General features: G+C 57.0%; 24 protein-coding genes and 1 riboswitch. Of the genes, 11 read left to right on the forward strand and 13 right to left on the reverse strand.

Annotated elements, in window-relative coordinates:
* Positions 1–7: 7 nt before the first annotated feature.
* A complete protein-coding gene (locus tag PYR66_07730) occupies positions 8–739 on the reverse strand; it encodes a MerR family transcriptional regulator (protein ID WEF29592.1) in 732 nt (243 codons plus the stop codon).
* Between the two features lie 199 nt (positions 740–938).
* Here PYR66_07730 and PYR66_07735 point away from each other — a divergent pair, with 199 nt between their 5' ends.
* Genes PYR66_07735 through PYR66_07745 form a run of 3 tightly spaced genes read left to right on the forward strand, consistent with a single transcriptional unit; the run spans position 939 to position 3,861 of the window.
* Positions 939–2,627 carry a sensor histidine kinase gene (locus PYR66_07735; protein ID WEF29593.1) on the forward strand — a complete coding sequence of 563 codons (1,689 nt, stop codon included), beginning with the start codon at positions 939–941 and terminating at the stop codon, positions 2,625–2,627.
* Positions 2,621–3,340 carry a two-component system response regulator BtsR gene (btsR, locus tag PYR66_07740; GenBank protein ID WEF29594.1) on the forward strand — a complete coding sequence of 240 codons (720 nt, stop codon included), beginning with the start codon at positions 2,621–2,623 and terminating at the stop codon, positions 3,338–3,340. The genes PYR66_07735 and btsR overlap by 7 nt, the downstream gene beginning before the upstream one ends.
* 53 nt (positions 3,341–3,393) lie before the next feature.
* Positions 3,394–3,861, forward strand: coding sequence for a DUF1456 family protein (locus tag PYR66_07745; GenBank protein WEF29595.1), 468 nt, complete (start codon positions 3,394–3,396; stop codon positions 3,859–3,861).
* A gap of 43 nt (positions 3,862–3,904) precedes the next feature.
* Here PYR66_07745 and PYR66_07750 read toward each other — a convergent pair whose 3' ends face one another.
* Both PYR66_07750 and metG read right to left on the reverse strand, forming a co-directional pair.
* Positions 3,905–4,369, reverse strand: a complete 465-nt coding sequence (locus PYR66_07750) for a YehR family lipoprotein (GenBank protein WEF29596.1) — start codon at positions 4,367–4,369, stop codon at positions 3,905–3,907.
* Between the two features lie 138 nt (positions 4,370–4,507).
* The gene (gene metG, locus PYR66_07755) at positions 4,508–6,541 is read right to left on the reverse strand and encodes a methionine--tRNA ligase (GenBank protein WEF30377.1); all 2,034 of its coding nucleotides are present in this window, start codon (positions 6,539–6,541) and stop codon (positions 4,508–4,510) included.
* A gap of 151 nt (positions 6,542–6,692) precedes the next feature.
* On the opposite strand from metG, the gene apbC reads away from it, so the two are divergent.
* Positions 6,693–7,802, forward strand: a complete 1,110-nt coding sequence (gene apbC / locus PYR66_07760; protein ID WEF29597.1) for an iron-sulfur cluster carrier protein ApbC — start codon at positions 6,693–6,695, stop codon at positions 7,800–7,802.
* Here the strand turns inward: apbC and PYR66_07765 are convergent.
* Both PYR66_07765 and PYR66_07770 read right to left on the reverse strand, forming a co-directional pair.
* On the reverse strand, positions 7,799–8,269 hold the full coding sequence (locus PYR66_07765; GenBank protein ID WEF29598.1) for a GNAT family N-acetyltransferase: 471 nt from the start codon (positions 8,267–8,269) through the stop codon (positions 7,799–7,801). The two genes, apbC and PYR66_07765, sit on opposite strands and share 4 nt — an antisense overlap.
* Positions 8,244–8,561 carry an RcnB family protein gene (locus PYR66_07770; protein WEF29599.1) on the reverse strand — a complete coding sequence of 106 codons (318 nt, stop codon included), beginning with the start codon at positions 8,559–8,561 and terminating at the stop codon, positions 8,244–8,246. Before PYR66_07770 ends, PYR66_07765 begins: the two co-directional genes overlap by 26 nt.
* A gap of 183 nt (positions 8,562–8,744) precedes the next feature.
* Here PYR66_07770 and PYR66_07775 point away from each other — a divergent pair, with 183 nt between their 5' ends.
* A complete protein-coding gene (locus PYR66_07775) occupies positions 8,745–9,641 on the forward strand; it encodes a LysR family transcriptional regulator (GenBank protein WEF29600.1) in 897 nt (298 codons plus the stop codon).
* Between the two features lie 153 nt (positions 9,642–9,794).
* Here the strand turns inward: PYR66_07775 and PYR66_07780 are convergent, their stop codons facing one another.
* Positions 9,795–11,138: an NCS2 family permease gene (locus PYR66_07780; protein WEF29601.1), complete on the reverse strand. Its 1,344-nt coding sequence runs from the start codon at positions 11,136–11,138 to the stop codon at positions 9,795–9,797.
* Positions 11,139–11,140: 2 nt separating this feature from the next.
* Positions 11,141–12,952, reverse strand: coding sequence for an adenine deaminase C-terminal domain-containing protein (locus PYR66_07785; GenBank protein WEF29602.1), 1,812 nt, complete (start codon positions 12,950–12,952; stop codon positions 11,141–11,143).
* A 124-nt stretch (positions 12,953–13,076) separates the two neighbouring features.
* On the opposite strand from PYR66_07785, the gene PYR66_07790 reads away from it, so the two are divergent.
* A complete protein-coding gene (locus tag PYR66_07790; protein ID WEF29603.1) occupies positions 13,077–13,988 on the forward strand; it encodes a LysR family transcriptional regulator in 912 nt (303 codons plus the stop codon).
* On the opposite strand, the gene PYR66_07795 is transcribed toward PYR66_07790, so the two are convergent.
* Both PYR66_07795 and PYR66_07800 read right to left on the reverse strand, forming a co-directional pair.
* Positions 13,985–14,407, reverse strand: coding sequence for a universal stress protein (locus tag PYR66_07795; protein ID WEF29604.1), 423 nt, complete (start codon positions 14,405–14,407; stop codon positions 13,985–13,987). The two genes, PYR66_07790 and PYR66_07795, sit on opposite strands and share 4 nt — an antisense overlap.
* A gap of 143 nt (positions 14,408–14,550) precedes the next feature.
* Complete coding sequence (locus PYR66_07800) at positions 14,551–16,527, reverse strand: alkyl sulfatase dimerization domain-containing protein (protein ID WEF29605.1); 1,977 nt, start codon at positions 16,525–16,527, stop codon at positions 14,551–14,553.
* Positions 16,528–16,741: 214 nt separating this feature from the next.
* On the opposite strand from PYR66_07800, the gene PYR66_07805 reads away from it, so the two are divergent.
* From PYR66_07805 to PYR66_07820, 4 genes are all read left to right on the forward strand, one after another.
* Positions 16,742–17,377, forward strand: a complete 636-nt coding sequence (locus PYR66_07805) for a helix-turn-helix domain-containing protein (GenBank protein WEF30378.1) — start codon at positions 16,742–16,744, stop codon at positions 17,375–17,377.
* Between the two features lie 248 nt (positions 17,378–17,625).
* Positions 17,626–17,722: riboswitch (TPP riboswitch) on the forward strand.
* A 33-nt stretch (positions 17,723–17,755) separates the two neighbouring features.
* Positions 17,756–18,529: a hydroxyethylthiazole kinase gene (gene thiM, locus PYR66_07810; protein WEF29606.1), complete on the forward strand. Its 774-nt coding sequence runs from the start codon at positions 17,756–17,758 to the stop codon at positions 18,527–18,529.
* A complete protein-coding gene (gene thiD / locus PYR66_07815) occupies positions 18,526–19,326 on the forward strand; it encodes a bifunctional hydroxymethylpyrimidine kinase/phosphomethylpyrimidine kinase (GenBank protein WEF29607.1) in 801 nt (266 codons plus the stop codon). The genes thiM and thiD overlap by 4 nt, the downstream gene beginning before the upstream one ends.
* A 55-nt stretch (positions 19,327–19,381) precedes the next feature.
* Positions 19,382–20,128, forward strand: a complete 747-nt coding sequence (locus PYR66_07820) for a GntR family transcriptional regulator (GenBank protein WEF29608.1) — start codon at positions 19,382–19,384, stop codon at positions 20,126–20,128.
* Here the strand turns inward: PYR66_07820 and PYR66_07825 are convergent.
* Genes PYR66_07825 through PYR66_07835 form a run of 3 tightly spaced genes read right to left on the reverse strand, consistent with a single transcriptional unit; the run spans position 20,102 to position 23,339 of the window.
* Positions 20,102–21,058 (reverse strand): PfkB family carbohydrate kinase, encoded by a 957-nt coding sequence (locus tag PYR66_07825; GenBank protein ID WEF29609.1) that lies wholly within the window; start codon positions 21,056–21,058, stop codon positions 20,102–20,104. The two genes, PYR66_07820 and PYR66_07825, sit on opposite strands and share 27 nt — an antisense overlap.
* Positions 21,058–22,059 (reverse strand): ADP-ribosylglycohydrolase family protein, encoded by a 1,002-nt coding sequence (locus PYR66_07830; GenBank protein WEF29610.1) that lies wholly within the window; start codon positions 22,057–22,059, stop codon positions 21,058–21,060. The genes PYR66_07825 and PYR66_07830 overlap by 1 nt, the downstream gene beginning before the upstream one ends.
* Positions 22,056–23,339 (reverse strand): nucleoside permease, encoded by a 1,284-nt coding sequence (locus PYR66_07835; protein ID WEF29611.1) that lies wholly within the window; start codon positions 23,337–23,339, stop codon positions 22,056–22,058. Before PYR66_07835 ends, PYR66_07830 begins: the two co-directional genes overlap by 4 nt.
* A gap of 248 nt (positions 23,340–23,587) precedes the next feature.
* On the opposite strand from PYR66_07835, the gene fbaB reads away from it, so the two are divergent.
* On the forward strand, positions 23,588–24,640 hold the full coding sequence (gene fbaB / locus PYR66_07840) for a class I fructose-bisphosphate aldolase (GenBank protein WEF29612.1): 1,053 nt from the start codon (positions 23,588–23,590) through the stop codon (positions 24,638–24,640).
* Positions 24,641–24,706: 66 nt separating this feature from the next.
* On the opposite strand, the gene PYR66_07845 is transcribed toward fbaB, so the two are convergent.
* Complete coding sequence (locus PYR66_07845; GenBank protein ID WEF29613.1) at positions 24,707–25,990, reverse strand: RbtT/DalT/CsbX family MFS transporter; 1,284 nt, start codon at positions 25,988–25,990, stop codon at positions 24,707–24,709.
* Between the last annotated feature and the right edge of the window lie 10 nt (positions 25,991–26,000).

Here is a 26,000-nt window from a genome sequence, read left to right on the forward strand (position 1 = left end):
TGAAACATTAATTGCTATTTAGCCAAATCAGATTGCCTCGCTGTTCCCAGCCGCGCAGTTGTGCTTCCTGCGGGCTACCCGGTGGCGCGGGACACCATACCAGCAGGGTGCTGTCGGGAAACAGCTGCGGGCGGATCTGATTGAGCGAATGCGCCACAACGTCAACCCGCCATCCCTGTTCGCAGGCAATCCACCCCTCCAGCCACAGGCGGGTGGTGTCATCGGTATTCCAGCCTATCACCACCGCGTGATGTCCGGGGCGCTTCCAGGCATGGGCGAGACATTGGGCAATATGATTGATCAAAATGCCGTCGAGCAGGCTGCGCAGTGCCAGTAGCGTCGGCTGTGGGCTGAGCAAGCGGTGGCGCAGCGGGTTGAACAGATGGTCGACCAGGGTTTTTGCCGAATAGCTGTGGCTGCGCTCTTTGAGCCACAGCCGCAGTCGCTGATAATGCCCCTCCTGCAGGAAGCCGAGCAGGATCTCCTGCTGCTCGCGCCAGCCGTCTTCGGCATCATCCTCGCGATCGGGCAGCAGGCCTTTCACCTTGCTGACCTGTACGCCAGCGTCAATCCAGCGCTTAATTTCGCGGATGCGGTCGATTTCACTGTCGTTAAATAAACGATGGCCGCCGTCGGTACGCTGCGGCTTAATGAGTCCATAACGCCGCTGCCAGGCGCGCAACGTCACGGGATTAATATCACAAAGCTGAGCCACTTCGCCTATCGTATATAGCGCCATTTCCCACTCCCGCAGCATTCTCCTTTTTTAACTGTAGAAGGGGTTTATCGATTGTTCATTTTTTGTGCTTTTTGGCGACAAAGAGGCGGCAAGAAGTGTGATCATTACCATGATTTATCATTTTCTTGTATAGCTTCAAAGAAAGTTATAGGCGGTCAGTGTATGTTACGCGCTTTCGACGGTGGTGTGGTCTGCGGGTATGTACGAGTTTGATCTGATATTGCTGCTGCTCCAGCAGATGTGCGTGTTTCTGGTCATCGCCTGGCTGATGAGCAAAACGCGGCTGTTCATTCCCCTGATGCAGGTTACCGTGCGCCTGCCGCATAAGCTGCTGTGTTACGTCACCTTCTCCATTTTCTGCATTATGGGGACCTATTTTGGTCTGCATATCGAAGACTCCATTGCCAACACCCGCGCTATCGGCGCGGTAATGGGCGGTTTGCTCGGCGGCCCGGTGGTCGGTGGACTGGTGGGCTTGACCGGCGGCTTGCATCGCTACTCGTTGGGGGGAATGACCGCCTTAAGCTGTATGGTCTCTACCATTGTGGAAGGGCTGCTCGGCGGCCTGGTGCATAGCGTTCTGGTCAAACGTGGACGCCCGGATAAAGTTTTCAGCCCCATCACCGCCGGGGCGATTACCTTTTTCGCCGAACTGGTGCAGATGCTGATTATCCTGCTGATTGCGCGGCCGTTTCAGGATGCGCTGCATCTGGTGCAGAGCATCGCCGCGCCGATGATGGTCACGAATACCGTCGGCGCCGCGCTGTTTATGCGTATTTTGCTGGATAAACGGGCGATGTTTGAGAAATACACCTCGGCGTTCTCCGCCACTGCGTTGAAGGTGGCGGCTTCCACCGAGGGGATCCTGCGTCAGGGATTCAATGAAGAGAACAGTATGAAGGTCGCTCAGGTGCTGATTCAGGAACTGGATATTGGCGCGGTGGCGATTACCGACCGCGACCGGTTGCTGGCGTTTACCGGCATTGGCGACGATCACCACCTGCCAGGCAAACCGATTTCGTCATCCTACACGCAAAAGGCGATCGAGACCGGCGAAGTGGTTTATGCCGACGGTAACGAAGTGCCGTACCGCTGCTCGATTCACCCCAACTGCAAACTGGGTTCGACGCTGGTTATTCCGCTGCGCGGCGAGAATCAACGGGTGATTGGCACGATCAAGCTGTATGAAGCGAAAAACCGCTTGTTCAGCTCGATTAACCGCACGCTGGGGGAGGGGATTGCTCAACTGCTGTCGGCGCAGATCCTTGCCGGTCAGTATGAGCGGCAAAAGGCGCTGCTGACCCAGTCGGAAATCAAGCTGCTGCACGCGCAGGTAAATCCGCATTTCCTGTTTAATGCCCTGAATACGCTGAAAGCGGTGATCCGCCGCGATAGCGAGCAGGCAGGACAACTGGTGCAGTATCTGTCGACCTTCTTTCGTAAGAATCTGAAGCGGCCGTCGGAGATTGTCACTCTGGCGGATGAAATCGAACATGTGAATGCCTACCTGCAGATCGAGAAGGCGCGATTCCAGGAGAATTTACAGATACAGATGCAGGTTCCGCCGTCGCTTGAGCATCTTCAGCTGCCGGCCTTTACCCTACAGCCGATCGTTGAGAATGCGATTAAGCACGGGACCTCTCAGCATCTTGGCGTGGGGGAAATTACCATTCGCGCCAGCCAGTATGAGCGTTGGTTACAGCTGGACGTTGAAGATAACGCCGGGCTTTATCGGGATAACCCCAATGCCAGTGGACTCGGGATGAGTCTGGTGGACAGGCGACTACGCACGCGCTTCGGCGCGGACTGCGGGATTAGCGTCACCTGTGAAGCGGAACGATTTACCCGCATCACGCTACGACTGCCTCTGGAGGAGAATGCATGTTAAAAGTTTTAATCGTCGATGATGAGCCGCTGGCGCGGGAAAACCTGCGCATCCTGCTGGAGGCGCAAAGCGATATTGAGATCGTCGGCGAATGCGGTAATGCCGTTGAGGCTATCGGCGCGGTGCATAAACTGCGCCCCGATGTACTGTTCCTGGATATTCAGATGCCGCGCATCAGCGGGCTGGAGATGGTCGGCATGCTCGACCCGGAGCATCGTCCCTATATCGTTTTTTTAACCGCCTTCGATGAGTATGCGGTGAAGGCCTTTGAAGAACACGCCTTCGATTATCTGCTCAAGCCTATCGAAAGCGCGCGACTGGAGAAAACGCTAGCCCGCCTGCGCCAGGAACGCAGTCTGCAGGATGTGTCGCTGCTCGATGATGCCCGGCAGGCGCTGAAGTACATTCCCTGCACCGGACACAGCCGTATCTGGCTGCTGCAAATGGAAGACGTGGCGTTTGTGAGTAGCCGAATGAGCGGTATCTTCGTCACCGACAGTGAAGGCAAAGAGGGATTTACCGAGCTGACGCTACGCACCCTGGAAAGCCGTACGCCGCTGCTGCGCTGTCATCGCCAGTATTTGGTCAATATGGCGCATTTGAAAGAGATCCGCCTGGAAGAGAATGGCCAGGCGGAGCTGCTGATGCGCGCCGGACAAACGGTGCCGGTTAGCCGTCGCTACCTGAAAAGCCTGAAAGAGGCGATTGGGCTGTAAAAACGCGGAATCATGGTAGACTTAGCGCCAGCATTTTTCATCATGAAGGCATTATGATCAGTAACGATATTTTACGTAGCCTGCGCTACACCCTGAAAACCAATAACAACGGCCTGGTTCGCATCTTTGCGCTGGCGGATGCGCCGGTTAGCGCGGAACAGCTGGTACCCTGGCTGAAAAAAGAAGATGAAGAAGGGTTTGTGCGCTGCCCGGACATCGTGTTGGCGAACTTCCTCAACGGCCTGATTTACGACAAACGCGGCAAAGATGAATCTGCGCCACCGCTGGCGGTTGAGCGCCGGGTTAATAACAATATCGTGCTGAAAAAACTGCGTATCGCCTTTTCGCTAAAGACCGATGATATCCTGGCGATCCTGACCCAGCAGAAGTTCCGCGTCTCGATGCCGGAAATCACCGCCATGATGCGCGCGCCGGAGCATAAAAACTTCCGCGAGTGCGGCGATCAATTTATGCGCTATTTCCTGCGTGGCCTGACCGAGCGTGAGCACGCTAAAGCCTGAGTGCCAGACTTGTCCCGGGCCTGTGCCCGGGCCTCTCATCCCCTTACTTTTTCACCTCTTTAAAACCCTGCGATTCCAGCAGTTTGGTCGATACCGACATCGAGACAAACGGCTGCGAACAGTCGGTAAAGGTTGAACCTGGCAGCTTGCACAACTCGCTGATTTTCGCTTTGCTAAAATCGACGGTCAGGTGTTCAAGCGCGTAATCATCTTTATAGTCGATGGTCTGTTCAACGCCTTGTACGTTGCGATACACGCTGCTCATCGGCTCGATAATCGCCCGCGCTTGTTCTTTATTTCCCGCGCCGATCGATTTATATGGGATCGTGTTATCAGCATCCTGTCGCAGAACTTTGTCGCCATCGTAATGGTAGGTGAAGCTAAGATCGACGCCGTTGGTCGACAGCGCAAAGGTTTTGCTCTCTTCTTTTTTATTATCGCAGCCGGCGAGAGCCGCCAGCAGAACGGATACGGCCAGCACGCCAGCCATCTTGCGGTTAAATTTCATCACGGTTCCCTATGTTGATTTGCGTCGTGCGCCCGAGAGGATCAAGCAATAATGATTATTATGTCGATTACGCTTTGCCGCAACCAGGGGAAAAAGGAATAAAAAAAAGCGCTGCCGGAGCAGCGCTTTCGCAAGGGGTTATTTAACCTGCTGACCTGGCTGAGCGCCGCTGTCAGGGCTTAACAGGAAGATATCCTTCCCGCCAGGGCCGGCGGCCATCACCATCCCCTCGGAGATGCCGAAGCGCATTTTACGCGGCGCCAGGTTCGCGACCATCACCGTCAGGCGGCCAATCAGCGCCTGCGGGTCCGGATAGGCGGAGCGGATGCCGGAGAAGACGTTGCGCTTCTCGCCGCCGAGATCCAGCGTCAGGCGCAGCAGCTTATCGGAACCGTCGACGAACTCGGCGTTTTCAATCAGCGCGATACGCATATCGACTTTGGCAAAATCGTCAAAGGCGATGGTGTCCTGAATCGGATCGTCGGCCAGCGGGCCGGTTACCGGCGTAGCGGCGGCTTTGACTTCTTCCTTTGACGCTTCAACCAGCGCTTCAACCTGTTTCATTTCGATGCGGTTGTACAGCGCTTTGAAAGCGTTAACTTTGTGCGCCAACAGCGGCTGCTGGATAGCATCCCAGGTTAGCTCGCTGTTGAGGAAGGCTTCGGCGCGCGCGCTCAGGCCCGGCAGAACCGGCTTCAGCCAGGTCATCAGCACGCGGAACATGTTCAGCCCCATGGTGCAGATGGCCTGCAGGTCGGCATCGCGGCCTTCTTGTTTAGCGACCACCCACGGCGCCTGCTCATCGACGTAGCGGTTAGCGACGTCAGCCAGCGCCATGATTTCGCGAATGGCTTTACCGAATTCACGGCTTTCCCATGCTTCGCCAATGGCGGCAGCCGCATCGGTGAAGATTTTATACAGCGCCGGATCGGCCAGCTCGGCTGAGAGCATGCCGTCGAAACGCTTGTTGATAAAGCCAGCGTTACGGGAAGCCAGGTTCACCACTTTGTTGACGATATCGGCGTTGACGCGCTGAATGAAGTCTTCCAGGTTCAGGTCGATATCATCAATGCGCGAGGAGAGCTTCGCGGTGTAGTAGTAGCGCAGGCTGTCGGCATCGAAGTGCTTGAGCCAGGTGCTGGCTTTAATAAAGGTGCCGCGCGATTTGGACATCTTGGCGCCGTTCACCGTCACATAGCCGTGTACGAACAGGTTGGTCGGCTTGCGGAAGTTACTGCCTTCCAGCATGGCTGGCCAGAACAGGCTGTGGAAGTAGACAATGTCTTTACCGATAAAGTGATACAGCTCAGCGCTGGAATCTTTCTTCCAGTATTCGTCGAAGCTGGTAGCATCACCGCGCTTGTCGCACAGGTTTTTGAAGGAACCCATGTAGCCGATCGGCGCATCCAGCCAGACGTAGAAATATTTGCCCGGCGCATTCGGGATTTCAAAACCGAAATACGGCGCATCGCGGGAGATATCCCACTGTTGCAGGCCGGATTCGAACCACTCCTGCATTTTGTTCGCGACCTGTTCCTGCAACGCGCCGCTGCGGGTCCATGCCTGCAGCATTTCGCTAAAGGACGGTAGATCGAAGAAGAAGTGTTCGGACTCGCGCATCACCGGAGTGGCGCCGGAAACCACGGATTTCGGGTCGATAAGTTCGGTCGGGCTGTAGGTCGCGCCGCACACTTCGCAGTTATCGCCGTACTGGTCCGGGGATTTACACTTCGGACAGGTACCTTTCACGAAACGGTCCGGCAGGAACATGCCCTTTTCCGGATCGTAAAGCTGAGAGATGGTGCGGTTTTTAATAAAACCGTTTTCTTTCAGACGGGTATAGATAAGCTCGGACAGCTCGCGGTTCTCGTCGCTATGCGTCGAGTGGTAGTTGTCATAGCTGATATCGAACCCGGCAAAATCGGTCTGATGCTCCTGACTCATCTCGCCAATCATCTGCTCCGGGGTAATGCCAAGCTGCTGAGCTTTCAGCATAATTGGCGTGCCATGGGCGTCGTCGGCGCAGATGAAGTTGACTTCGTGGCCGCGCATTCGCTGGTAACGGACCCAGACATCAGCCTGGATGTGCTCCAGCATGTGGCCGAGGTGGATAGAGCCGTTGGCGTACGGCAGCGCGCACGTTACCAGAATTTTCTTCGCGACTTGAGTCATAGTGGGCATTACATCTTCTGTTGTAAAAAGGGCTTTTGATGTTACCTGAAAGGTAATAATTTGGTAAGCCCAAAGCTTATGGTGGGGGAATTATTCCCTTTCAGGTAAACTTACTGGACAAGAATCAACTCACAATAACAAAGGAGTCGGGATGAGTTCGCAATCCCAGGCCAAATCCCCCGAACGTCTACGTGCGATGGTCGCCGGGACCCTGGCTAATTTCCAGCACCCAACCCTGAAACATAATCTCACCACGCTGAAGGCGCTGCACCACGTCGCCTGGCTCGACGACACCGTGCATGTTGAGATCCAGATGCCATTCGTCTGGAGCAGCGCATTTGAGGCGTTGAAGGAGCAATGCAGCGCCGAGCTGCTGCGCATCACTGGCGCTAAGGCCATCGACTGGAAACTGTCTCACAGTATCGCCACCTTAAAGCGAGTGAAGAACCAGCCGGGCATTAACGGCGTGAAAAACATTATTGCCGTGAGCTCGGGGAAAGGCGGGGTCGGTAAATCCTCTACGGCAGTGAACCTCGCGCTGGCGCTGGCGGCGGAAGGGGCGAAAGTCGGTATCCTCGATGCCGATATCTACGGCCCTTCGATTCCGACCATGCTTGGCGCGGAAGACAGTCGCCCGACTTCGCCGGATGGCACCCATATGGCGCCGATCATGAAGTACGGTCTGGCCACCAACTCCATCGGTTATCTGGTGACCGACGACAACGCCATGGTGTGGCGCGGCCCGATGGCCAGCAAGGCGTTGATGCAGATGCTGCAAGAGACGCTGTGGCCGGATCTGGATTACCTGGTGCTGGATATGCCGCCGGGCACGGGCGACATCCAACTGACTCTGGCGCAGAACATTCCGGTAACCGGCGCGGTCGTGGTCACGACGCCGCAGGATATCGCGTTGATCGACGCCAAAAAAGGCATCGTGATGTTTGAGAAAGTGGAGGTGCCGGTATTGGGTATCGTGGAAAACATGAGCATGCATATCTGCAGCAATTGCGGTCACCACGAACCTATCTTTGGCACCGGTGGCGCCGAGAAGCTGGCGGAGAAATACCACACCCAGCTGCTGGGCCAGCTGCCGCTACATATCACGCTGCGCGAAGATCTGGATAAAGGCACGCCGACGGTGGTTGCGCGCCCGGATAGCGAGTTTACCGACATCTACCGTCAGCTGGCGGGACGAGTGGCGGCACAGGCGTACTGGCAGGGAGAAGTGATCCCGAGCGAAATCGCCTTCCGCGCCGTTTAAGGCTGCGGGTAGCGCATCAGCCAATAATCTCCGTCAGGAGACGCGCCCTGAGCTTCGAGTTTCCAGCCGTGATGCTGGTAGAAGCGCAGGGCGTTTTCATTTTGCGACAGGCACTTCAGCGTGCCACCGTGGCTAAACGAGCGCTGAACCTGCTCCAGCAGCAGGCTGCCGACGCCTTTACCCTGCCACTGCGGATCAACAAACAGGTTATGCAGGAAGCTGTCGATAACCCATACCGACGCGAACCCCGCCAGCGCATCGCCGCATTCGGCGACCCACAGCTGTTCGTCTTTTACCGCGGCGTCAAAATCGTCCAACCGCCACTGCGCGCCGTCGAGCCAGCCCCATGAGGCTTTGCGCGCATCAAGAAACAGCTGACGCAGGCGAGGGTAGTCGTTGTCGCAGCCGGGACGGATGCGCATTTTCGCCTGTGGCGATAGCTTAGCGATGATAGAAGATCTCGCCATCGTACGCTTTAAGGATTTTTCCTTCGGTGTCGGTAATCAGCACATAGTTACCGCCCATATAGGTCCAGTGACTGCCGGCATCTGGCGCAGGTAGGTTACGCTGCTGCCACTGCTTAATGTTGTACTCTGGCGTGAGATACATCGCGGGCACGGTATCGCCGATGTGAAATTGGGTGAAATCAGCGGTGAACTCTTTCATCGCATACTGTTCAATCCCGGAAGCCGGCGCCGCCCAGCTTGCGCTGGCGCTGGCAAGAAGTACGCCCAGAAGCATCATTTTTGTTTTACGCATGTTTTCCTCAATATTACCTGGACTCAAAATAGCAGCCTCGTATCATTCCTGAAGCGCTGCTGAAATGGCAAGCACTGGTTTTTTAAAAAGTGTAAGCAAAACACGGCGGAAGTCTTGCGCCGCTTGCGTTGTTGTGACGTGGGTAGGTATTTTGGGATCAATCTGAAGCAGTGGAGAATCGGCATGTTCAGGCTGGAAGATCTGACCTTATTTGTCCGCGCGGCGGCGTTAGGTAGTTTTAGCGAAGCCGCGCGTGAGGCGGGACAGCAGCCAGCACAGGTGAGCGCGGCGATTAAGCGCCTGGAAACCACGCTCAACATCCGCCTGTTTGCCCGCTCAACCCGTAGCTTGCGTCTGACGCCGGAGGGGGAAACCTGGCTGCCTTACGCGACCCAAATGCTCGACACCCTGCAAGCCGGGCTACAAAAAATCCAGGCGCCGGGAGATGAAATCCGTGGCACGCTGCAAATCGCCGTGCCGTCCGACCTCGGACGCAATCTGTTGCTCAATGTGTTTCGCGCGTTTCGCGCGCGTCACCCGGCGCTGCGCCTGCGGCTGCACTTTTCCGACCATCTGACAGACGTTTTTAAAGACCCGGTGGATGTGGCGTTTCGCTACGGCTATCACGACGATGCTTCGTTTATCTCGTTACCGGTCGCGCCGGAAAATCGACGGGTACTGGTGGCTTCGCCGCAGTGGGTTGCGCAACACGGGCCGATAGGCAGCCTGGAAGCGCTCGCGCAGCACAACGCTTTGGTATACGTTCTGCGCGGCAGGCCTTTTGACCGTTGGCCGCTCAGTCTGGGTGATGACGTCCATACCGTGCAGGTGAACGGTGCGATCATGAGCGATGACGCGGAGGTGATCCGCCAGTTGGCGATTGCCGGGGAAGGGATCGCTTATAAATCGTTGCTCGACGTCAGTGACGATCTGCGCGAAGGGCGGTTGCAGCGGCTCCTGCCGGAATATCAGGGCGATTTGACGCCGCTGAATATGATCTGTCCGCACCGCAAACAGCTTTCTGCTGCGGTGCGTTTGCTATACGAAGAAGTGAAAATGCGCTGCGCTCAAGCGCAATAGCTTGCCGGGGCTTATCCGCCGTTACGCTGCACGACGGAATTATAATTAAACCGCTGATAGTGATAACGGCTGGTGCAGTATTCAAAAGGCTGACCGTCGCTCAGTACGTTAAATATGACCCCGGTATGGCGCCGTTCGCCATACCGGGGTTGCTCAGTGCTTCACCAGCGTTGCGAAGTAGTACACCAGCGGGATCGCCAGCACCCACAGGCCAATCGGGATTTCACGCCACTTGCCGGCGATCGCCTTGATCACAATGTAAAACAGCAGCCCGCCAGCGATGCCGGTGCCGAAGCTGTTGGCGATAAGCGTAATCATCACCATCATTAATACCGGCAGCCCATCGGTGAAGTTGCCGAGATCGACCTTGCGCAGCCCGCTAAACATATTCAGGCCAATCAGAATTAACGCCGGGGCGGTTGCTTCTTTCGGGATCATTAACGCAACCGGGGTGAACAGCAGCATCAGCAGGAACATCACCGCCGCCGCCAGCGCGGTGAGACCGGTTTTGCCGCCAGCTTCCGCCGCCGCCGAAGACTCAATCAGCGCGGTCGCCGCCGGAATACCCACCCACGGGCCTAGCGCCGCGGCAATCGAATCAACCATAAACGGGCGGTTAATCTGCGGCATATTACCCTCTTCATCCAGCAAGCCCGCTTCGCCGCCGACCGCCAGGGTGGTGCCCATGGTCGAGAAAAACTCGGAGGCAAAAAAGACGAACAGGAAGGGCAGGAAGGCGATGTTTAACGCGCCCAGCAGATCAATCTGCCCCAGCACCGGGGTCAGTGAATGCGGTACGTCGATAAAGCTGCCCGGCAATTTGGTTACGCCAAAGGGAATACCGACCAGGGTGGCGAACAGGATGGCCCACAGAATAGCGCCCGGTATCTTACGCGCCTGCAGCGCTATTGCCAGAAACAGGCCGCACAGCGCCACCAGCGCGCCGGGGGCGAGAAAATCGCCGAGCATCAGAGCGTTGGTTTTGGCATTCGCTAGCACCAGCCCGGCGTTACGAAACCCGAGTACCGCCACGAACAGGCCGATGGAGGCCGTCAGCCCCAGCTTGATCGATTGCGGCACTGAGCGGGTCACCACTTCGCGCAGGCCGAATTTGGTCAGCAGGAAGAAGAGGATCCCCGACCAGCAGGCAATCCCGAGGCCAATCTGCCAGCCGATACCTTCGCTGCCTGCCAGCGTCACCCCCACCAGTACCGAACCGCCAATACCCGGGCCGACGATAAACGGCAGGTTGGCGTAAAACGCCATCAGCAGCGTTCCGGCGACGAACACCAGAATGGTGCCGGTGGTGGCGGCACCTTTATCCATTCCGCCAATCGCCAGCAGCCCGGGGATCACCACCAGTAAATAGGCGGCGGCGAGAAAGCCGGTGATCCCGGCAAGACATTCGGTGCGTAGCGTGCCGCCGCGCGATTGCAGCGCGAAACGGCGCTCCAGCCAGTTACCGCGGGCGGCGGAGTTAAGGGTATTATCGGCCATGCTCAGGCTCCCTGAGGATTATTGTTGTGATGAGTCGGTTCCGGGGTTTCCCGGCATGCTATCAACGGGTCGACTATCTGGCGACTACCGCCGTCAGTAAGACCCAAATCGGTTAAATGCGGCCCGGCATTGCAGGCCAGGCAAGTGCCTTCAATCGCTTTAAATACCCGGTACGGCGGCTCCCAGTCGGCGACTTTGCTGCTTAAATCGCGCAACTCGCGGAACTGCCGCGCCAGTTCGGCGGCGGGAAGATCCGACAGCATCCCGGCAATTGGCATCGCCACGTGGGCCAGAATTTCGCCGCGCTGCGCCAGCGCCATGCCGCCGCCGGAGGCGATAAGTTGGTTTGCCGCCAGCGCCATATCGTTGGCATCGCGTCCCAGCACCACCAGATTATGTGAATCGTGCGAGTAGCTGGTGGCGATGGCGCCGCGCAGTTCGCCCCAGCCTTCGAGCAGGGCGATTTGCGGTGTGGCCTGGTGGCGGCCGTGACGGTGCTTCACCCAGATCAGGCTGAAGCCAGCGGGCAGTTGCACTTCGCCGTCGCGGATTTGTACGTCGACTTCACCCCATTGTGTGAAGCGCGCGCCGCTAATGTGGCGCAGGCGGGCGACGCCGTGGCGAATACCGCCGATACGCAGAATAAAATCTTCGGCGCTGAGCGGCGCCATCTGCAAGGTATCGCGCGGCGGCGTGACATTCGGCGCGGCCGTGATGGTGGTCAGCAGGCGACCTGCGCGGGCGATAATCTTACCGCCGACATAGACTTCCTGGGCGACCAGTTTTTCCAGCGAATCAAAGACCACCAGGTCCGCGCGTCGGCCAGCGGCAATCAGTCCGAGATCGTTGCGTTGCAGGCGTATAGCGGCGTTGAGGGTGGCGAACCGCAGTACATCGACTGCCGGTAAACCGTGTTCAATCAACAGGTTGAGCAGGGCGATAATCCCACCTTTCTCCAGCAGCATATCCGGCGGCACATCATCGGTGCAGACCGTGATTTGCGAGGAGAGATGCGGTAACGTTGTTAATGCCGCGACGATATCAGGCAGCAGATACGGGTGTGAGCCGCGGATTTCGATAGTCAGTCCGGCGCGCAGTTTTTCCAGCGCGTCGTCCGCAGAGGTCAGCTCATGATCGGAGGTGACGCCGGCGGCGAGGTACGCCTGCAGATCGGCGCCGCTCAGCCCGCGGGCGTGGCCTTCAATCAGTTTGCCGCTGTTGAGTCCGGCCTGGACAATCTCCTGCATCCGCTCGCTGCCATGCAGCACGCCGTGCATGTCCATCACTTCCGCCACGCCGCGTACTTCCGGCCAGGCGAGCATGGTTTCCATCTCCGCGCCAGCGAAATCGGCGCCGGACATTTCAAGACCCGGCGTGGAGGGGACGCTGGACGGCGCGGCGACCATCACCTGCAGCGGCAGATGACGGCTGGCGTTGACGGCATAGCGCACGCCGTCAACGCCCAGCACGTTGGCCAGCTCATGCGGATCCCAGAATACCGCGGTGGTACCCTGCGTCAGGACGATCCCGGCATAGCGTTCGGGCGGCAGATGTGAGCTTTCAAGATGGACGTGGGTGTCTATCAGCCCTGGCGACAGGTAGCAGCCTGCCAGCGACCGCACTTCGTGCGCGTCGGCGCGACTGCCGCGCGGGTGTACGCTGGCAATCATTTCGCCGACGATGCCGACGTCAGCAGCGCGGACTTCGCCAGTGGCCATGTCAACGATTTGTGCATCGATGAGCAACAGATCAAACGGGGATTCGCCGCGTGCGGCCTGCACGGCGCGACGACGGACTTCAGCATTGCTGGACATAACAACTCCGGCACAAGGATAATGCGGATACTCTATGGGCACAGCAAACGTTTGCCCAGATGAATAAATTTATCGCCCGATAAGCTCGGGTTATTCTGCAAGACCACTGGTAGCGAACCTTACAATGAACGAACCCTGGCAGCGTCTGCCCGCGCTCTCTCTCAAGCAGCTTCAGTATTTCGTCACCCTGGCTCAGCTGCGCCATTTTACCGATACCGCCAACCGGCTGGCGATTAGCCAACCGGCGCTCAGCAGCGCTCTGCGGCAGATTGAAACCGTGCTCGGCGGCAAGCTGGTCAACCGTACCGCCTCGGCGGTGACGCTCACCGAACTGGGGGCGGCGATTTTACCGCATGCTCAGCGGATACTGAGCGTGGCGCAGGCGGCTTTTTTCGATATGCAGCAAATTGTCGAAGCGGGCGGCGATGGAACGGTGCGTATTGGTCTGGTGCCATCAGTCAGTTCGTTGTTGTTTCCGCTATTGCCGCAGACTCTGGCGCAGGCTTTTCCACGCCTGCGCATCGAATTCCACGATCAGACGAACGATGCGCTAATGCGGGCGCTGCAAAGCGGCGAGATTGATTTTGGCATTGGCGCGGTCGACAGTTCGCTGCCCGCTGAGCTACTGGTTTATCCGCTACGCGAGGATCCGTTCGTGGCGGTCCTGCACGGTGACGATCCGCTGGCTACGCATCCGCACTTACCCTGGAAGCAGCTGGTGGGGCGCGATATCGCCGTCTTTTCAAAGGGAAATATTCAGCGGCTGGTGGCGGCGCTGGCGGAAAGTCATCGTCTGACGCTCACGACGCGTTATCAGGTGGACTATATCGAAACCCTGTATGGGCTGGTGCGCTCGCGGCTGGCGGTCGCCATTCTGCCGGCGCTGTATACAACCCACCTGCAGGACCCGGCGCTGAAGGTGGCTCAGCTGCAGCAGCCGGCGTTGACGCGCACTGTCGCCCTGATGCGCGGGCCGCAGGAGTTGCCGCCGTTAATCGAAGCCTGTTTTTCCCTGTTGCAGGCCGAGCTGCGTTAGGAGAGATGCTTAATCAGCACGTCGACGGTCAGATGGTTGATGTACTCCAGTGAGTGCGAGGCCAGTACGCCCAGCAGCCGGTTATGGTGCCCGGCGATAATTAAATCGACATGGCGCTGTTGCACGCACTCCTCGACGTCAGCAAAGCGGCGCGTGGTGACCAGCGATAGCGTTTGTACCGGCAGGGCGACAGTCGTCGCCAGCTCATTGAGTAGAACTTTTGCCTGAATCACCTCTTGCGACACATCGTCATCCAGTAGGCTATCGGAAACGTAGTTCAGCGCCCGGTAGTCGGTGCTGATGTGGGCGATGGTAATGCGCATCCCGTTTTCTTGCGCCATCGTGGCGGCGTGCTGCAGCAGCGGTACGCCATCCAGGCTACTGTTGATCAGCACCAGCGCATGGTGATAAACGGCCATAGATACCTCGGCACAATAAAAGCGATCCTGAGATAATTTTGAGCCTGCGGCAGAGGGAACGCAAATCAGAACATGCGTCCGGGCGCGATAAAAAAATCCCCCGCGGCCAGAACGGCGGCGGGGGAGGTATCAGCGATTAACGCTTACGGCGTGACGATGTTGAACCAGAATTCAAATTTGTCCATATAGCTCAGCATTTCGTCGAGCTTAGCGCCATTGCCGCTAATCTTCACATCGCCCTTATCTTCAGCCTGCTTCAGGGTTTCCTGTCTCAGGATGATGTTATTCAGGGTGTCACGGGTCAGAGTAATGCTGGCATCGGCCTTGTCCGCGACCGCATTCGCGGTGTGGTTGAGCACGCCATTTTCCAGCTCCAGCTTGTACTTGCCGCCATCGTTACCCAGATCGATGTTGAAGGTCGCTTTTGCCGCACCGGCTTTTTGTCCGTTGATATGCACGCCCAGGTAGTCGAAGAACATTTCCGGCGTCATCGCACGCACGGTATCCGGGCTGGCGGTGTTCGGCGTCGGCAGCTTCTGTACGCCGTTACGCAGTTCCTGCGCACCGGTCAGGTAGAAGTTGCGCCAGGTGCCGGCTTCCGCCTGGTAGCCTAATTGTTCCAGCGCATCGGCTTCCAGATTACGCGCATCGGTATTCTGCGGATCGGCAAAGACGATTTTGCTGGTGACCTGCGCGACCCAACGGTAATTACCCTGCTGGTAGTCAGCTTTTGCTTTTTGCATGATGGCATCGGCGCCGCCCATGTATTCAACGAATTTCTTCGCCGCCTGTTGCGGCGGCAGCTCGTCGAGGGTGGCCGGGTTGCCGTCGAACCAGCCGAGGTAATAGACGTAGGTCGCTTTCACGTCGTGGCTCACGGAACCGTAGTAACCACGGCTGGACCACTGTTTCTCTAACGATTCCGGCAGCTTGAAGTTAGCGGCGATTTCATCGCGCGTTAGACCTTCGTTGGCCATACGCAAAGTCTGATCGTTGATGTAACGGTACATATCGCGCTGACCTTTCATCAGCTTAATGATGTTGTCGTTACCCCAGGTCGGCCAGTGGTGCTGAGCGATAATCACTTCGGCATCGTTGCCCCAGCGGTCTATCGCCGCGTTGATATATTTCGACCACGCCAGCGGATCGCGGATTTTCGCGCCGCGCAACGAATAGGTGTTGTGCAGGGTATGGGTCACGTCCTCCGCCGCTTCGATCATTTTCTTCTCTTTGACATACCACAGCATCTCAGATGGCGCTTCCGAGCCCGGAGCCATCATGAAATCGTAAGTCAGGCCATCAATGACTTCCTGCTGGCCGGTTTTGGTGATGTAGTTGGTCGGCTGGATGAGCGTCACGGTACCCGCAGAAGTGGTGGTGCCGAGCCCGGCGCCAACCTGACCTTTGGCGTCAGGCTTCAACAGGTTGCCGTACATATAGCTGGCGCGGCGGCTCATCGCGGTACCGGCCATGATGTTTTCGGAAACCGCTTCCTGCATAAAGCCTTCCGGGGCGTAGATTTTCACTTTGCCGGATTTCACGTCGGCTTCGTCAACGACGCCGCGGATACCGCCGTAGTGGTCAACGTGACTATGGGTGAACAGCACAGCGACAACCGGTTTCTTACCGCGGTTAGCGTAATAGAGATCCATGGCTTCTTTGGCCGGTTCGGCGCTCAGTAGCGGGTCGATAACGGTAATCCCTTTCTCGCCTTCGATAATGGTCATGTTGGAGAGATCAAGGTTGCGGATCTGATAAACGCCGTCGGTAACTTTAAACAGACCGCCTATATTAATCAGCTGCGACTGGCGCCACAGGCTCGGGTTAACGGTATCCGGCGCTTTTTCACCTTCTTTGACGAAATCATATTTCGCCGGGTTCCAGATGATATTGCCTTGCTCGCCTTTAATCATGCTCTGCGGCAGCGCGGCGATAAAGCCTTTATGCGCGTTGTCGAAGTCGGTTTTATCGGCAAACGGCAGCTTGTTGTACAGTGCGAGATTCGCCTGCTGCGTGGCCGGGGTGGCGCCCTGCGGTTGGGCTGCCGCAAATGCGGAAACGGACAGCGAAGTTAAAACACTGGCCAAAGCCAAATGTTTAGCGATCTGATTTAATTTCATTGAAAGGCCTCTTAGATTATTTATACCGCGCTCAATATTTAATTGAGGCGGATAATTCAAATGCGGACTAATTACTGGCCATTGTAAAGCGAATACGTTGAGTGGATAGTCCCATATGGGACTGGTCATTAGTGAAAAAATAATCATCTCGAACTCTGTTCCCCTTCACTGCTATACTCGATACCACGGCAGACGGCGCAACAAGGGGCATGGTGTGAATTTTCAGGATATCCATAGCTATTATCAGCAGCTCAGGATTGATACCTTTTTTCCGCAAATAATTGCCGAAGGGGAAGTGGTAACGGTTGCGGCTAATAAAAAACTAGTCGTCCAGTCGGGATATATTTATTTTTGTACTGAAGGTTCGTTATCAATATTGATGCCGGATAATGGCCTGAGTATTGGCAATACCATTGAGTCTATGCCGATCGGGCTTATGGAACGGTATTGCCCACTGGTGAAATTTGAATATAGCGGCAGCACGGCAGTGAAGCTGATTAAAATATCCTACGCCCTGTTCGATCACCTCTTTTTGCACGGCGGCCCTGAGCGCGTGCAGGAGCTGGCGACCATTCTGACCTATATGTCGATTTTTACTATCGACCTGCATAACGAGCGTCGGCAGATGACCAGCTACCAAACTATCAGACCGATGCTGTTTCGTTATCTCTATCGCCAGAGCACCCATCAGGGGGAAAATGAAGGCCTGGCGCTGTTTATTATTAAGCGCACCAACCTGTCGCGCACGCATGTTTTCCGCGTGCTGGCGGATCTGAAAGCCGGGGGCTATATCACGATGAAGCGCGGTAAACTGGTTTCGATCGACCGGCCGCTGCCGGAAGCTTACTAATCGAGAGGAACCTCCCGCGACCTATGGCTGCGGGTTTTCGCCTCACCTTTATCCACGGCCTGCTTCAGCGTCTCCTCTTTGAGGATGATCTTATTCAGGGTATCGCGGTTGAGGGCGATGGTGGCGTCGGCATCTTAAATGACTCTGAGGTGTCTGTTAAACCCGTAGCGATTCAGCGATAACCGGAAGGGCGGGCTTGCTTCAGCAAGCAACTTCCCCTAAGCTGGCAAAAAGTATAGAGATTCAATCTACATGACTCGGGGTGCCCTTCCTTGCGAAGGCTGAGAAATACCCGTACCACCTGATCTGGATAATGCCAGCGTAGGGAAGTCAGAGACCACATGGTCTGCGCTTCCTGCTCTCTGGTTGGAGCAAACCATGCACGAACCGCTTAATCCGGCGCACATTGCGCACCTGCAGCAGCTTTTCCGCACCTCTTCGCCTCTTATCCACTGTATGACCAACGATGTGGTCCAGACCTTTACTGCCAACGTCGTGCTGGCGATTGGCGCTTCGCCAGCGATGGTTATCGATCCTGATGAAGCCGCGCAGTTCGCCGCTATTGCTGACGCTCTGCTGATTAACGTCGGCACGTTAACGGTCGATCGCGCCGCGGCGATGCGCGCGGCGGCGCATAGCGCCCGACGCGCCGGGAAACCCTGGACGCTGGATCCGGTCGCGGTAGGCGCGCTGACGCTGCGTACCGACTTTTGCTATGAGTTGCTGGAACTGCAACCTGCGGCTATCCGCGGTAATGCCTCAGAAATTATGGCGCTGGCGGGGATCAGCGGCGGCGGACGCGGCGTAGATACTACCGATAGCGCGGCGGCGGCGTTACCTGCTGCACAGATGCTGGCGCGTCAGCTCAACACCGTGGTCGCCGTGACCGGTGAAGTGGATTACATCACCGATGGTGCGCGTTCGCTTGTGGTGAGCGGCGGTGATGTCCTGATGACGCGGGTTGTCGGGACCGGCTGCGCGCTGTCGGCCGTTGTGGCGGCCAGCACGGCGATGCCGGGCGACCGCCTGGAGAACGTTGCCGCAGCCTGCGGCTTGATGAAAATAGCAGGGGGAAAAGCGGCGCAGCGCGGTGGACCCGGCAGCTTTGTTCCGGCATTTCTGGATGCGCTCTATATGGAGGGGCAGGCATGAAGCGGATTAACGCATTAACTATCGCCGGCACCGATCCCAGCGGCGGCGCCGGGATTCAGGCCGATCTCAAAACGTTTTCCGCGCTCGGCGCTTACGGCTGCTCGGTGATCACCGCGCTGGTGGCGCAGAATACCCGCGGTGTGCAGTCGGTATATCGCATTGAGCCGGACTTCGTGGCGGCGCAACTGGACTCCGTGTTTAGCGACGTGCGGATCGATACCACTAAAATCGGCATGTTGGCGGAAACGGATATCGTCGAAGCGGTGGCCGAGCGCCTTGCACGTTATCAGATTGCTAACGTGGTGCTGGATACCGTCATGCTGGCGAAAAGCGGCGATCCGCTGTTATCCAACGCGGCGATTGCGACCCTGCGCCAGCGCCTGCTGCCGCAAGTCTCCCTGATCACCCCAAATCTGCCGGAAGCCGCGGCATTGCTCGATGCGCCGCATGCGCAAAGCGAGCGCGAAATGCTGGAGCAGGGCAGGGCGTTGCTGGCATTGGGCTGCGGCGCGGTATTAATGAAGGGCGGTCATCTGGACGATGAGGAAAGCCCGGACTGGCTGTTTACCCGCGAAGGCGAACAGCGTTTTACCGCCCCGCGCGTACGGACCAAAAATACCCATGGTACCGGCTGTACTTTATCCGCCGCGCTGGCGGCGCTGCGCCCGCGCCATGCCGATTGGGGACAGACGGTGGCGGAGGCCAAAGGCTGGCTTTCGGCAGCGCTGGCGCAGGCTGACTCGCTGGAAGTGGGTCATGGTATTGGGCCGGTGCACCACTTCCACGAATGGTGGTAGTTTTCGCGCCTGGCGAAACGTATACTGATTCAGGACGTTCGCCAGGAAACTCACTATGGAACAAGCGCATACCCGTCTGATTGCACAACTTAATGAACGCATTGCGGCGGCGGATAATACGCCGCTGTATCTGAAGTTTGCCGAGACCGTTAAAAACGCGGTGCGCAGCGGCGCGCTGGAGCATGGCAATATTCTGCCCGGCGAACGCGATCTGAGCCAGCTAACCGGGGTATCGCGCATCACAGTGCGTAAAGCGATGCAAACGCTGGAAGATGAAGGCGTGGTGACGCGCGCTCGCGGTTACGGCACGCAAATCAACAATATTTTCGAATACTCGTTGAAAGAGGCGCGCGGCTTTTCACAGCAGGTAGTGCTGAGGGGCAAAAAACCGGATACGTTGTGGGTGAATAAGCGGATCGTCGCCTGCCCGGATGACGTTGCGGCGCAGTTGGCTATCGCCCCACAGAGCGATGTATTTCTCCTCAAACGCATCCGCTATGTTGACGAAGAGGCGGTATCCATCGAAGAGTCATGGGTTCCCGCTCAGTTAATTCATGATGTGGATGAAATTGGGGTGTCCCTGTATGACTATTTCCGTAGCCAGCATATTTTCCCGCAGCGCACGCGCTCCCGCGTGAGCGCGTGTATGCCGGATGCTGAATTTCAGTCACATATCAGGGTGGATGAAAAAATCCCGGTGTTGGTGATTAAACAGGTCGCTCTTGATCAACAACAGCGACCAATCGAATACAGCATCAGCCGTTGCCGCAGTGATTTATACGTCTTTGTGTGCGAGGAGTAACGTCTCGCGCGTCGGGCTGCAGTCGCCGCCCCGATGCCCGACGACCCACGATGCGACGGCATTGCCCAGGGTTACCGACTCGCTCAGTGTCCATCCTGAGGCCAATCCTGCCAGCGTTCCACCTGCATGGCTGTCCCCTGCGCCGATAGTATCAACGACCTTCACCGGAAACGGCTTTGCCAACCCTTGTTCCTGCTGGCTGAAATACCAGGCGCCTTCTCTATCATGACGGACGATCAGCGGCGCGGCGAACCTCTCCAGCCAGGAGTGACCAAACGACGGCATTTCCGACGGTAGACCAAAAAGCGCTGCGGCGATTTCAGCTTCCTGGCGATTTAGCGAGACCATGGGTTTACAGGCCATCAAGCGCTGCATCAGCGCATCGGGAAGGTCAGCGATGCGTGGACCAAAATCGATAAATGGCGTCACGCGATTCTGGCGCTCAAGCCAGCTTACCAACACCTCTCCGCACGGCGAGGCCAGCTGATACCCTGAAAGCGACACGAAACTACCCGGTATCACGCGGAGTTGGGCTAGCCAGTCGGTATTCCACTGATTTTCCACGCCGCTAAATGACATGAACGTACGCTCGCCGTCCGGTTCGACCAGTGCAAGGCACCAGCCATTCTCGCCGCGCACGTCATCAAGACGGCTGGCGATCCCCTCGCGGGCGATACGATTGCGGATAATATCAGCCCAAACGCCCTGGCCAATGGGCAGCGCATTGTCGGCCTGCATACCCAGACGTTTTAGCGCGACAGCAATATTCAACGCGCAGCCGCCAATGTTGACGCTCTGCTGCTGCAACTCGATATCACAGCCCCGCCAGGGGAGCGCGTAGGCATCCGCTATCACATCAATGACCGCCGCGCCGATGACGGTAATGGGACGGCGGTTGCCTAATGTCGGTAATTGCTGAGCCAGATTCATTATTTCTCCCGTTGTTCGCGATAGTGGGCTAGTTCGGCGGCATAGCGGGTAAAATCAAGCTGATTGACGTCGTCAAGCTGCCGCTTTAGCGCCGGATCGATGGCGGAAATGCCACCCAGAGCGCCACAAATAGCGGTGGCCATCGCGCCAATCGTATCGGTGTCTCCGCCGAGGTTTGCACACAGAATCGCGCATCGGTTTGGGTCGCCCTGCGACATTTCGACCATCGCGATAGCGCACGGTACCGACTCGATGGTACTGGTACCTGCTCCAACCAACTGGTAAAGCTGCTCACTGGCCGATTCCGTACCCGTTGCGTTGCGTACCACCTGGAGCGCCAGTTCCAGTCGTGCGGCCAGAGAGGCGCTAAAGGTGGTTATCCGTTTCTCTTGCGCATAGCGTGCGACGGCAGGGAGTGCGTCGACGATCGTTTGCCAGCTATCGCCATTGATCGCCCGGGAAATTGCCCAGGCCACGACCACTGCGCCGGCAACGGCGAGATCGGATTTGTGCGTCGGGCTGGAAGCGAGCGCCACCGCATCAATAAAAGCGTCAAGCTCGGTGGGCGGCAGTAAACACCCCAGCGGGGAAACGCGCATTGCCGCGCCGTTAGTGACACCGTTATTTTCCAGCGCGCTGACGGGTTTCCCCTCGCGAATGGCATTGAGCGCAAGCTTCGACGTCGGCCCCAGCACATTTTTGTTGAACGCATCGAATCCTTCCGCCCAGGTGAGGATATTACGACCAATGACCTCCGGTTCTATTTCGCCTTTACATTCGATAATGGCATCGGCAAGACACAGCGCCATGGCGGTATCATCGGTAAATTCCGCTCGTTTGAAATAGCAGGCGGCGTTGTTCTCTGCGGGGCCGGGCTGGAAACGCGCAATCCAGCCAAAGTGGGCTTTCACCCGCGAACGCGGCCAGAGTTCAGACGGCATGCCCATCGCATCGCCTAATGCCTGGCCATAGAGCGCCCCAAGAATACGTTCCGCTTTCATTTTACTTCCCCTTGTGTCAGTGCAGGCTCGCGTGGATCATTTGGCACCTTAATAGCGGTGATTTCGTTATCCGACTCGCGAAAGAAAATCATAAACAGGGCGGCGATGATGGCGATCATGATAGCGCCGAATCCCCACATTCCTGCCCAGTTAAAGGTCAACCCGTTCACGGGTTCTTGATAAGCAAACATTTTTTCCATCATGACGCCGCCCAGGCGGTAGCCAAGCAGGCTACCGAATCCCTGACAGCAGAGCGTGATAAGCCCCTGGGCGGCGGTACGCATATGAATCGGCGCTTTTTTATCGACGTAGATATAGGCGGTAACGTAGTAAAAGTCATAGCTCACGCCGTGGAGCAAAATGCCGAGGAACAGTAGGGCGTAAGTGAAATATTGTTCTGCGCCGCCGTAGACAAAAAAGCCATATCTGATCGCCGCAGTGGTAAGACCAAGAAGTAATACCTTTTTAATACCAAAACGTTTGGTAAAGAAAGGCAGGGCCAGCATAAAGAATATTTCGGAGAACTGGCCCAGCGTCATCCAGCCGGTGGCGTTTTTCATGCCGACTTCGGTGAGATAGCCGTTAGCGAAGATGTAATAAAAGGCCAGGGGCATGGCGAACAGGAAGGAACAGAAGAAAAAGACCAGGAAATTCTTATCGCGCAGCAAGATCAGCGCATCCAGTCCCAGCATCACTTTCAGATCCAGCTTACCGCTGCTTTTCGGTGGCGTGTCGGGCAGCACGAAGGCGAAAACTCCCAGTACGACTGAACTGACCGCGGTGATAATCAGCGGGATATTGGTAGGAGAAATATCTTCATAGCCCAGCATTTGTGGCAGGAAACCACATACCAGGCCGGAGGCGATCCAGCCAATTGTCCCCATCACGCGGATGCGTGGAAAATCGCGCTCAACATCTGCGACATTGGCGAAGGCAATGCTGTTGGTCAGTGCGATGGTCGGCATATAGGTGAGAGAGTAAGCCAGCAACAACGGGAAGAAACCGCCGAAGGTGGTTTGTTGCGCCGCGAAATACATTAGCGCGGCGCCGACGAACATCAGCACCGCGAGGACTTTTTGCGCGGAGAAAAAGCGATCGGTTAGCGAGCCGACCAGGATCGGTGAAAGGATCGCTGCAATAGCGGTACAGGCATAGGACCAGCCGATCTCCCCCGCACTAAAGCCGCTTTTATTCAGCCATAGCCAGAGTGGAACAAACCATGCGCCCCAGATAAACCACTCAACGAACATCATGAACGACAGCTTTGCGGTTGTTTTCATCTTTAAATCCTTCATGACAGGTAAGGTACGCATAAACAGTACCATTTAATAATACCTTTTAAATACCTTTAAGGTGAAAGTTTGACCGCTGTAACATTTTGCTGTCCATGAATCGTGCCGACACGATTGCTCTTAAAGATGGCTTGATAATGGAAAAATCCCGCTTGTGCGACCAGACTTATGGCGGCCCAAAAATTCCGGGCGGAGAATTCACGCTGACATGACGTTGGCACTTACGGGAGATAGCTATGACTGATATTACGCAGTTGCTTGGCAAAGACGCCGACAGCCTTTTACAGCACCGTTGTATGACTATTCCAGCCGACCAACTCTACTTACCGGGTACCGATTACGTCGACCGGGTGATGGTGGATAACAACCGTCCGCCTGCGGTGCTGCGTAATATGCAGACCCTCTACAATACCGGGCGTCTGGCGAGAACGGGGTACCTCTCCATTCTGCCGGTCGACCAGGGCGTAGAGCACTCGGCGGGGGCGTCGTTCGCCGCCAACCCGCTCTATTTCGATCCGAAGAATATCGTTGAATTAGCCATTGAAGCCGGCTGTAACTGTGTAGCCTCTACCTACGGCGTGCTGGCCTCGGTTTCGCGCCGCTATGCGCACCGTATTCCGTTCCTGGTTAAGCTGAATCATAACGAAACCCTGAGCTATCCGACCGAGTATGACCAGACCCTGTACGCCAGCGTCGAGCAGGCGTTCAACATGGGGGCGGTGGCGGTCGGGGCGACGATCTATTTCGGTTCAGAACAGTCACGCCGTCAGATTGAAGAGATCTCCGCCGCCTTCGAGCGCGCGCATGAGCTTGGGCTAGTCACCGTGCTGTGGGCCTATTTGCGCAACCCGGCGTTCAAGAAAGATGGCGTTGATTATCATGTTTCCGCCGACCTGACCGGCCAGGCTAACCACCTGGCGGCCACCATCGGCGCAGACATCGTGAAGCAGAAAATGGCTGAGAACAACGGCGGCTATAAAGCGGTGAACTTTGGTTACACCGACGATCGCGTCTACAGCAAACTGACCAGCGATAACCCGATTGATCTGGTGCGCTATCAACTGGCGAACTGCTACATGGGCCGTGCGGGGCTGATTAACTCCGGCGGTGCGGCGGGCGGTGAAACCGACCTTGCTGACGCGGTGCGTACGGCGGTTATCAACAAACGCGCTGGCGGCATGGGGCTGATCCTTGGCCGTAAAGCGTTTAAGAAATCGATGAGCGAAGGCGTGAAGTTGATTAACGCGGTTCAGGATGTCTATCTGGACGGTAAAGTCACCATCGCATGACGCAAAGAAATCCGGGCGCGACGGCCCGGATTGAACAGATGACTCACCCCGGTCTCCGGGGTTTTTTTATGATTTCGCCGCGCTGACCGTCAATGGTTTAGCCGCTTCGGTGGTCGCAAAACCGGGCTGCTCGACGCGAATAAACGGGCACAGGAAGAAGGCCAGAATATACAGGGCGGTGTAGGCCACCACCACGCCGATGGTGCTGAAGTACGGCAGCAACACTACCGCAATCGCCGGGGCCAGGAAGTTCGACAGCCCGGCCGACAGGTTATACACCGAAATCGCCGCCCCTTTATGCTTCGGCTCCAGCGCCGGGAACACCGCCGCCATCGGCACGAACGCCGCCACGAAAATCCCCAGCGCGATGGCCGGCACCAGCGCCATGGCGAAGTTGTGGCCGAAGTGCTGCGGCAGGTAGTAAAACGCCAGGCTCGACAGCGCCATACCGAGACAGCCAAACCAGCGCACCACTTTCATCCAGCCCATTTTCTCCGCCACGATCCCCCAGAACACGTTGGAGAAAATGGTGGTGAAGAAGAAGACCGCCCACACCTGCAGCCACTCGGAGGTGGTGAAGCCGAGCTCATCGACGAACATCAGCGGCATGATCACTGCAAAGCCGAACAGCGACAGGGTGTTGATAATACGCACGATGCCGGAGAGCATGATGCTGCGGTTGGTGTAAATCAGCGTCACCGCACGCCCCAGCTCGGAGAACTTCTCACGGGTGGAGAGATCCTGCATATGGCGCGGGGTTGCGGTATGGCGCAGCGCCGCCAGCGCAATCAGCCCGCCGGTGACGCAGAACACCAGCGCCAGCCACAGGGTACCCATCTCGCCAATATGCGGAATGGTGAAGCTCGGAATATAGCTGCCGAACACGCCGATACCGACCGAGTACACCGCCCAGAACCAGCCCAGCGCCGAGCTGGAGCTGTCGCTGCGGACGTTATGAATGATGGCAACGATAAACGAGTACAGGAACAGCGGATAGGCCAGGCCGCGGATGCCGTAAAACAGCAGGATTAATGCATAGTTGGCGCGCCCGAGGCCGAAGACGAGGAACAGGACGTGGAACACGCACCACAGCACGAAGCCGATAAACATGGTTTTGCGCGGGGTGATGATTTCCGCCACCACGCCGGAAACCCAGGCTGACAGCGCGGCGGCGAGGCCGTAGAGGGTGAAGGCGAAAGAGGCCTGCGCCGGGCTGAAGCCCAGTTCTTTAATGTAGTGCGACAGAAACGCCAGCTCAAACCCGTCGCCGGTCATAAACACGGCGATGGCGACGTATCCCCAGATAAGATTCAGCGGCAGACCGAGCCACTGGTTGCTATTAACAGACATGTTGACCTCG

Source organism: Klebsiella aerogenes, from assembly GCA_029027985.1.
Classification (GTDB): Bacteria; Pseudomonadota; Gammaproteobacteria; order Enterobacterales; family Enterobacteriaceae; genus Klebsiella; species Klebsiella aerogenes_A.

Bases quoted from the DNA above. Each gene is read 5' to 3' on its own strand.
- PYR66_07830 (WEF29610.1), bottom strand. From the start codon at position 22,059: ATGAAAGCGGAACGTATTCTTGGGGCGCTCTATGGCCAGGCATTAGGC.
- PYR66_07765 (WEF29598.1), bottom strand. From the start codon at position 8,269: ATGGCGAGATCTTCTATCATCGCTAAGCTATCGCCACAGGCGAAAATG.
- PYR66_07795 (WEF29604.1), bottom strand. From the start codon at position 14,407: ATGGCCGTTTATCACCATGCGCTGGTGCTGATCAACAGTAGCCTGGAT.
- thiM (WEF29606.1), top strand. From the start codon at position 17,756: ATGCACGAACCGCTTAATCCGGCGCACATTGCGCACCTGCAGCAGCTT.
- PYR66_07730 (WEF29592.1), bottom strand. From the start codon at position 739: ATGGCGCTATATACGATAGGCGAAGTGGCTCAGCTTTGTGATATTAAT.
- PYR66_07845 (WEF29613.1), bottom strand. From the start codon at position 25,990: ATGTCTGTTAATAGCAACCAGTGGCTCGGTCTGCCGCTGAATCTTATC.
- PYR66_07790 (WEF29603.1), top strand. From the start codon at position 13,077: ATGAACGAACCCTGGCAGCGTCTGCCCGCGCTCTCTCTCAAGCAGCTT.
- PYR66_07835 (WEF29611.1), bottom strand. From the start codon at position 23,339: ATGAAAACAACCGCAAAGCTGTCGTTCATGATGTTCGTTGAGTGGTTT.
- thiD (WEF29607.1), top strand. From the start codon at position 18,526: ATGAAGCGGATTAACGCATTAACTATCGCCGGCACCGATCCCAGCGGC.
- PYR66_07785 (WEF29602.1), bottom strand. From the start codon at position 12,952: ATGTCCAGCAATGCTGAAGTCCGTCGTCGCGCCGTGCAGGCCGCACGC.
- PYR66_07745 (WEF29595.1), top strand. From the start codon at position 3,394: ATGATCAGTAACGATATTTTACGTAGCCTGCGCTACACCCTGAAAACC.
- PYR66_07770 (WEF29599.1), bottom strand. From the start codon at position 8,561: ATGCGTAAAACAAAAATGATGCTTCTGGGCGTACTTCTTGCCAGCGCC.
- PYR66_07820 (WEF29608.1), top strand. From the start codon at position 19,382: ATGGAACAAGCGCATACCCGTCTGATTGCACAACTTAATGAACGCATT.
- btsR (WEF29594.1), top strand. From the start codon at position 2,621: ATGTTAAAAGTTTTAATCGTCGATGATGAGCCGCTGGCGCGGGAAAAC.
- PYR66_07750 (WEF29596.1), bottom strand. From the start codon at position 4,369: ATGAAATTTAACCGCAAGATGGCTGGCGTGCTGGCCGTATCCGTTCTG.
- PYR66_07825 (WEF29609.1), bottom strand. From the start codon at position 21,058: ATGAATCTGGCTCAGCAATTACCGACATTAGGCAACCGCCGTCCCATT.
- PYR66_07735 (WEF29593.1), top strand. From the start codon at position 939: ATGTACGAGTTTGATCTGATATTGCTGCTGCTCCAGCAGATGTGCGTG.
- PYR66_07775 (WEF29600.1), top strand. From the start codon at position 8,745: ATGTTCAGGCTGGAAGATCTGACCTTATTTGTCCGCGCGGCGGCGTTA.
- fbaB (WEF29612.1), top strand. From the start codon at position 23,588: ATGACTGATATTACGCAGTTGCTTGGCAAAGACGCCGACAGCCTTTTA.
- metG (WEF30377.1), bottom strand. From the start codon at position 6,541: ATGACTCAAGTCGCGAAGAAAATTCTGGTAACGTGCGCGCTGCCGTAC.
- apbC (WEF29597.1), top strand. From the start codon at position 6,693: ATGAGTTCGCAATCCCAGGCCAAATCCCCCGAACGTCTACGTGCGATG.
- PYR66_07800 (WEF29605.1), bottom strand. From the start codon at position 16,527: ATGAAATTAAATCAGATCGCTAAACATTTGGCTTTGGCCAGTGTTTTA.
- PYR66_07780 (WEF29601.1), bottom strand. From the start codon at position 11,138: ATGGCCGATAATACCCTTAACTCCGCCGCCCGCGGTAACTGGCTGGAG.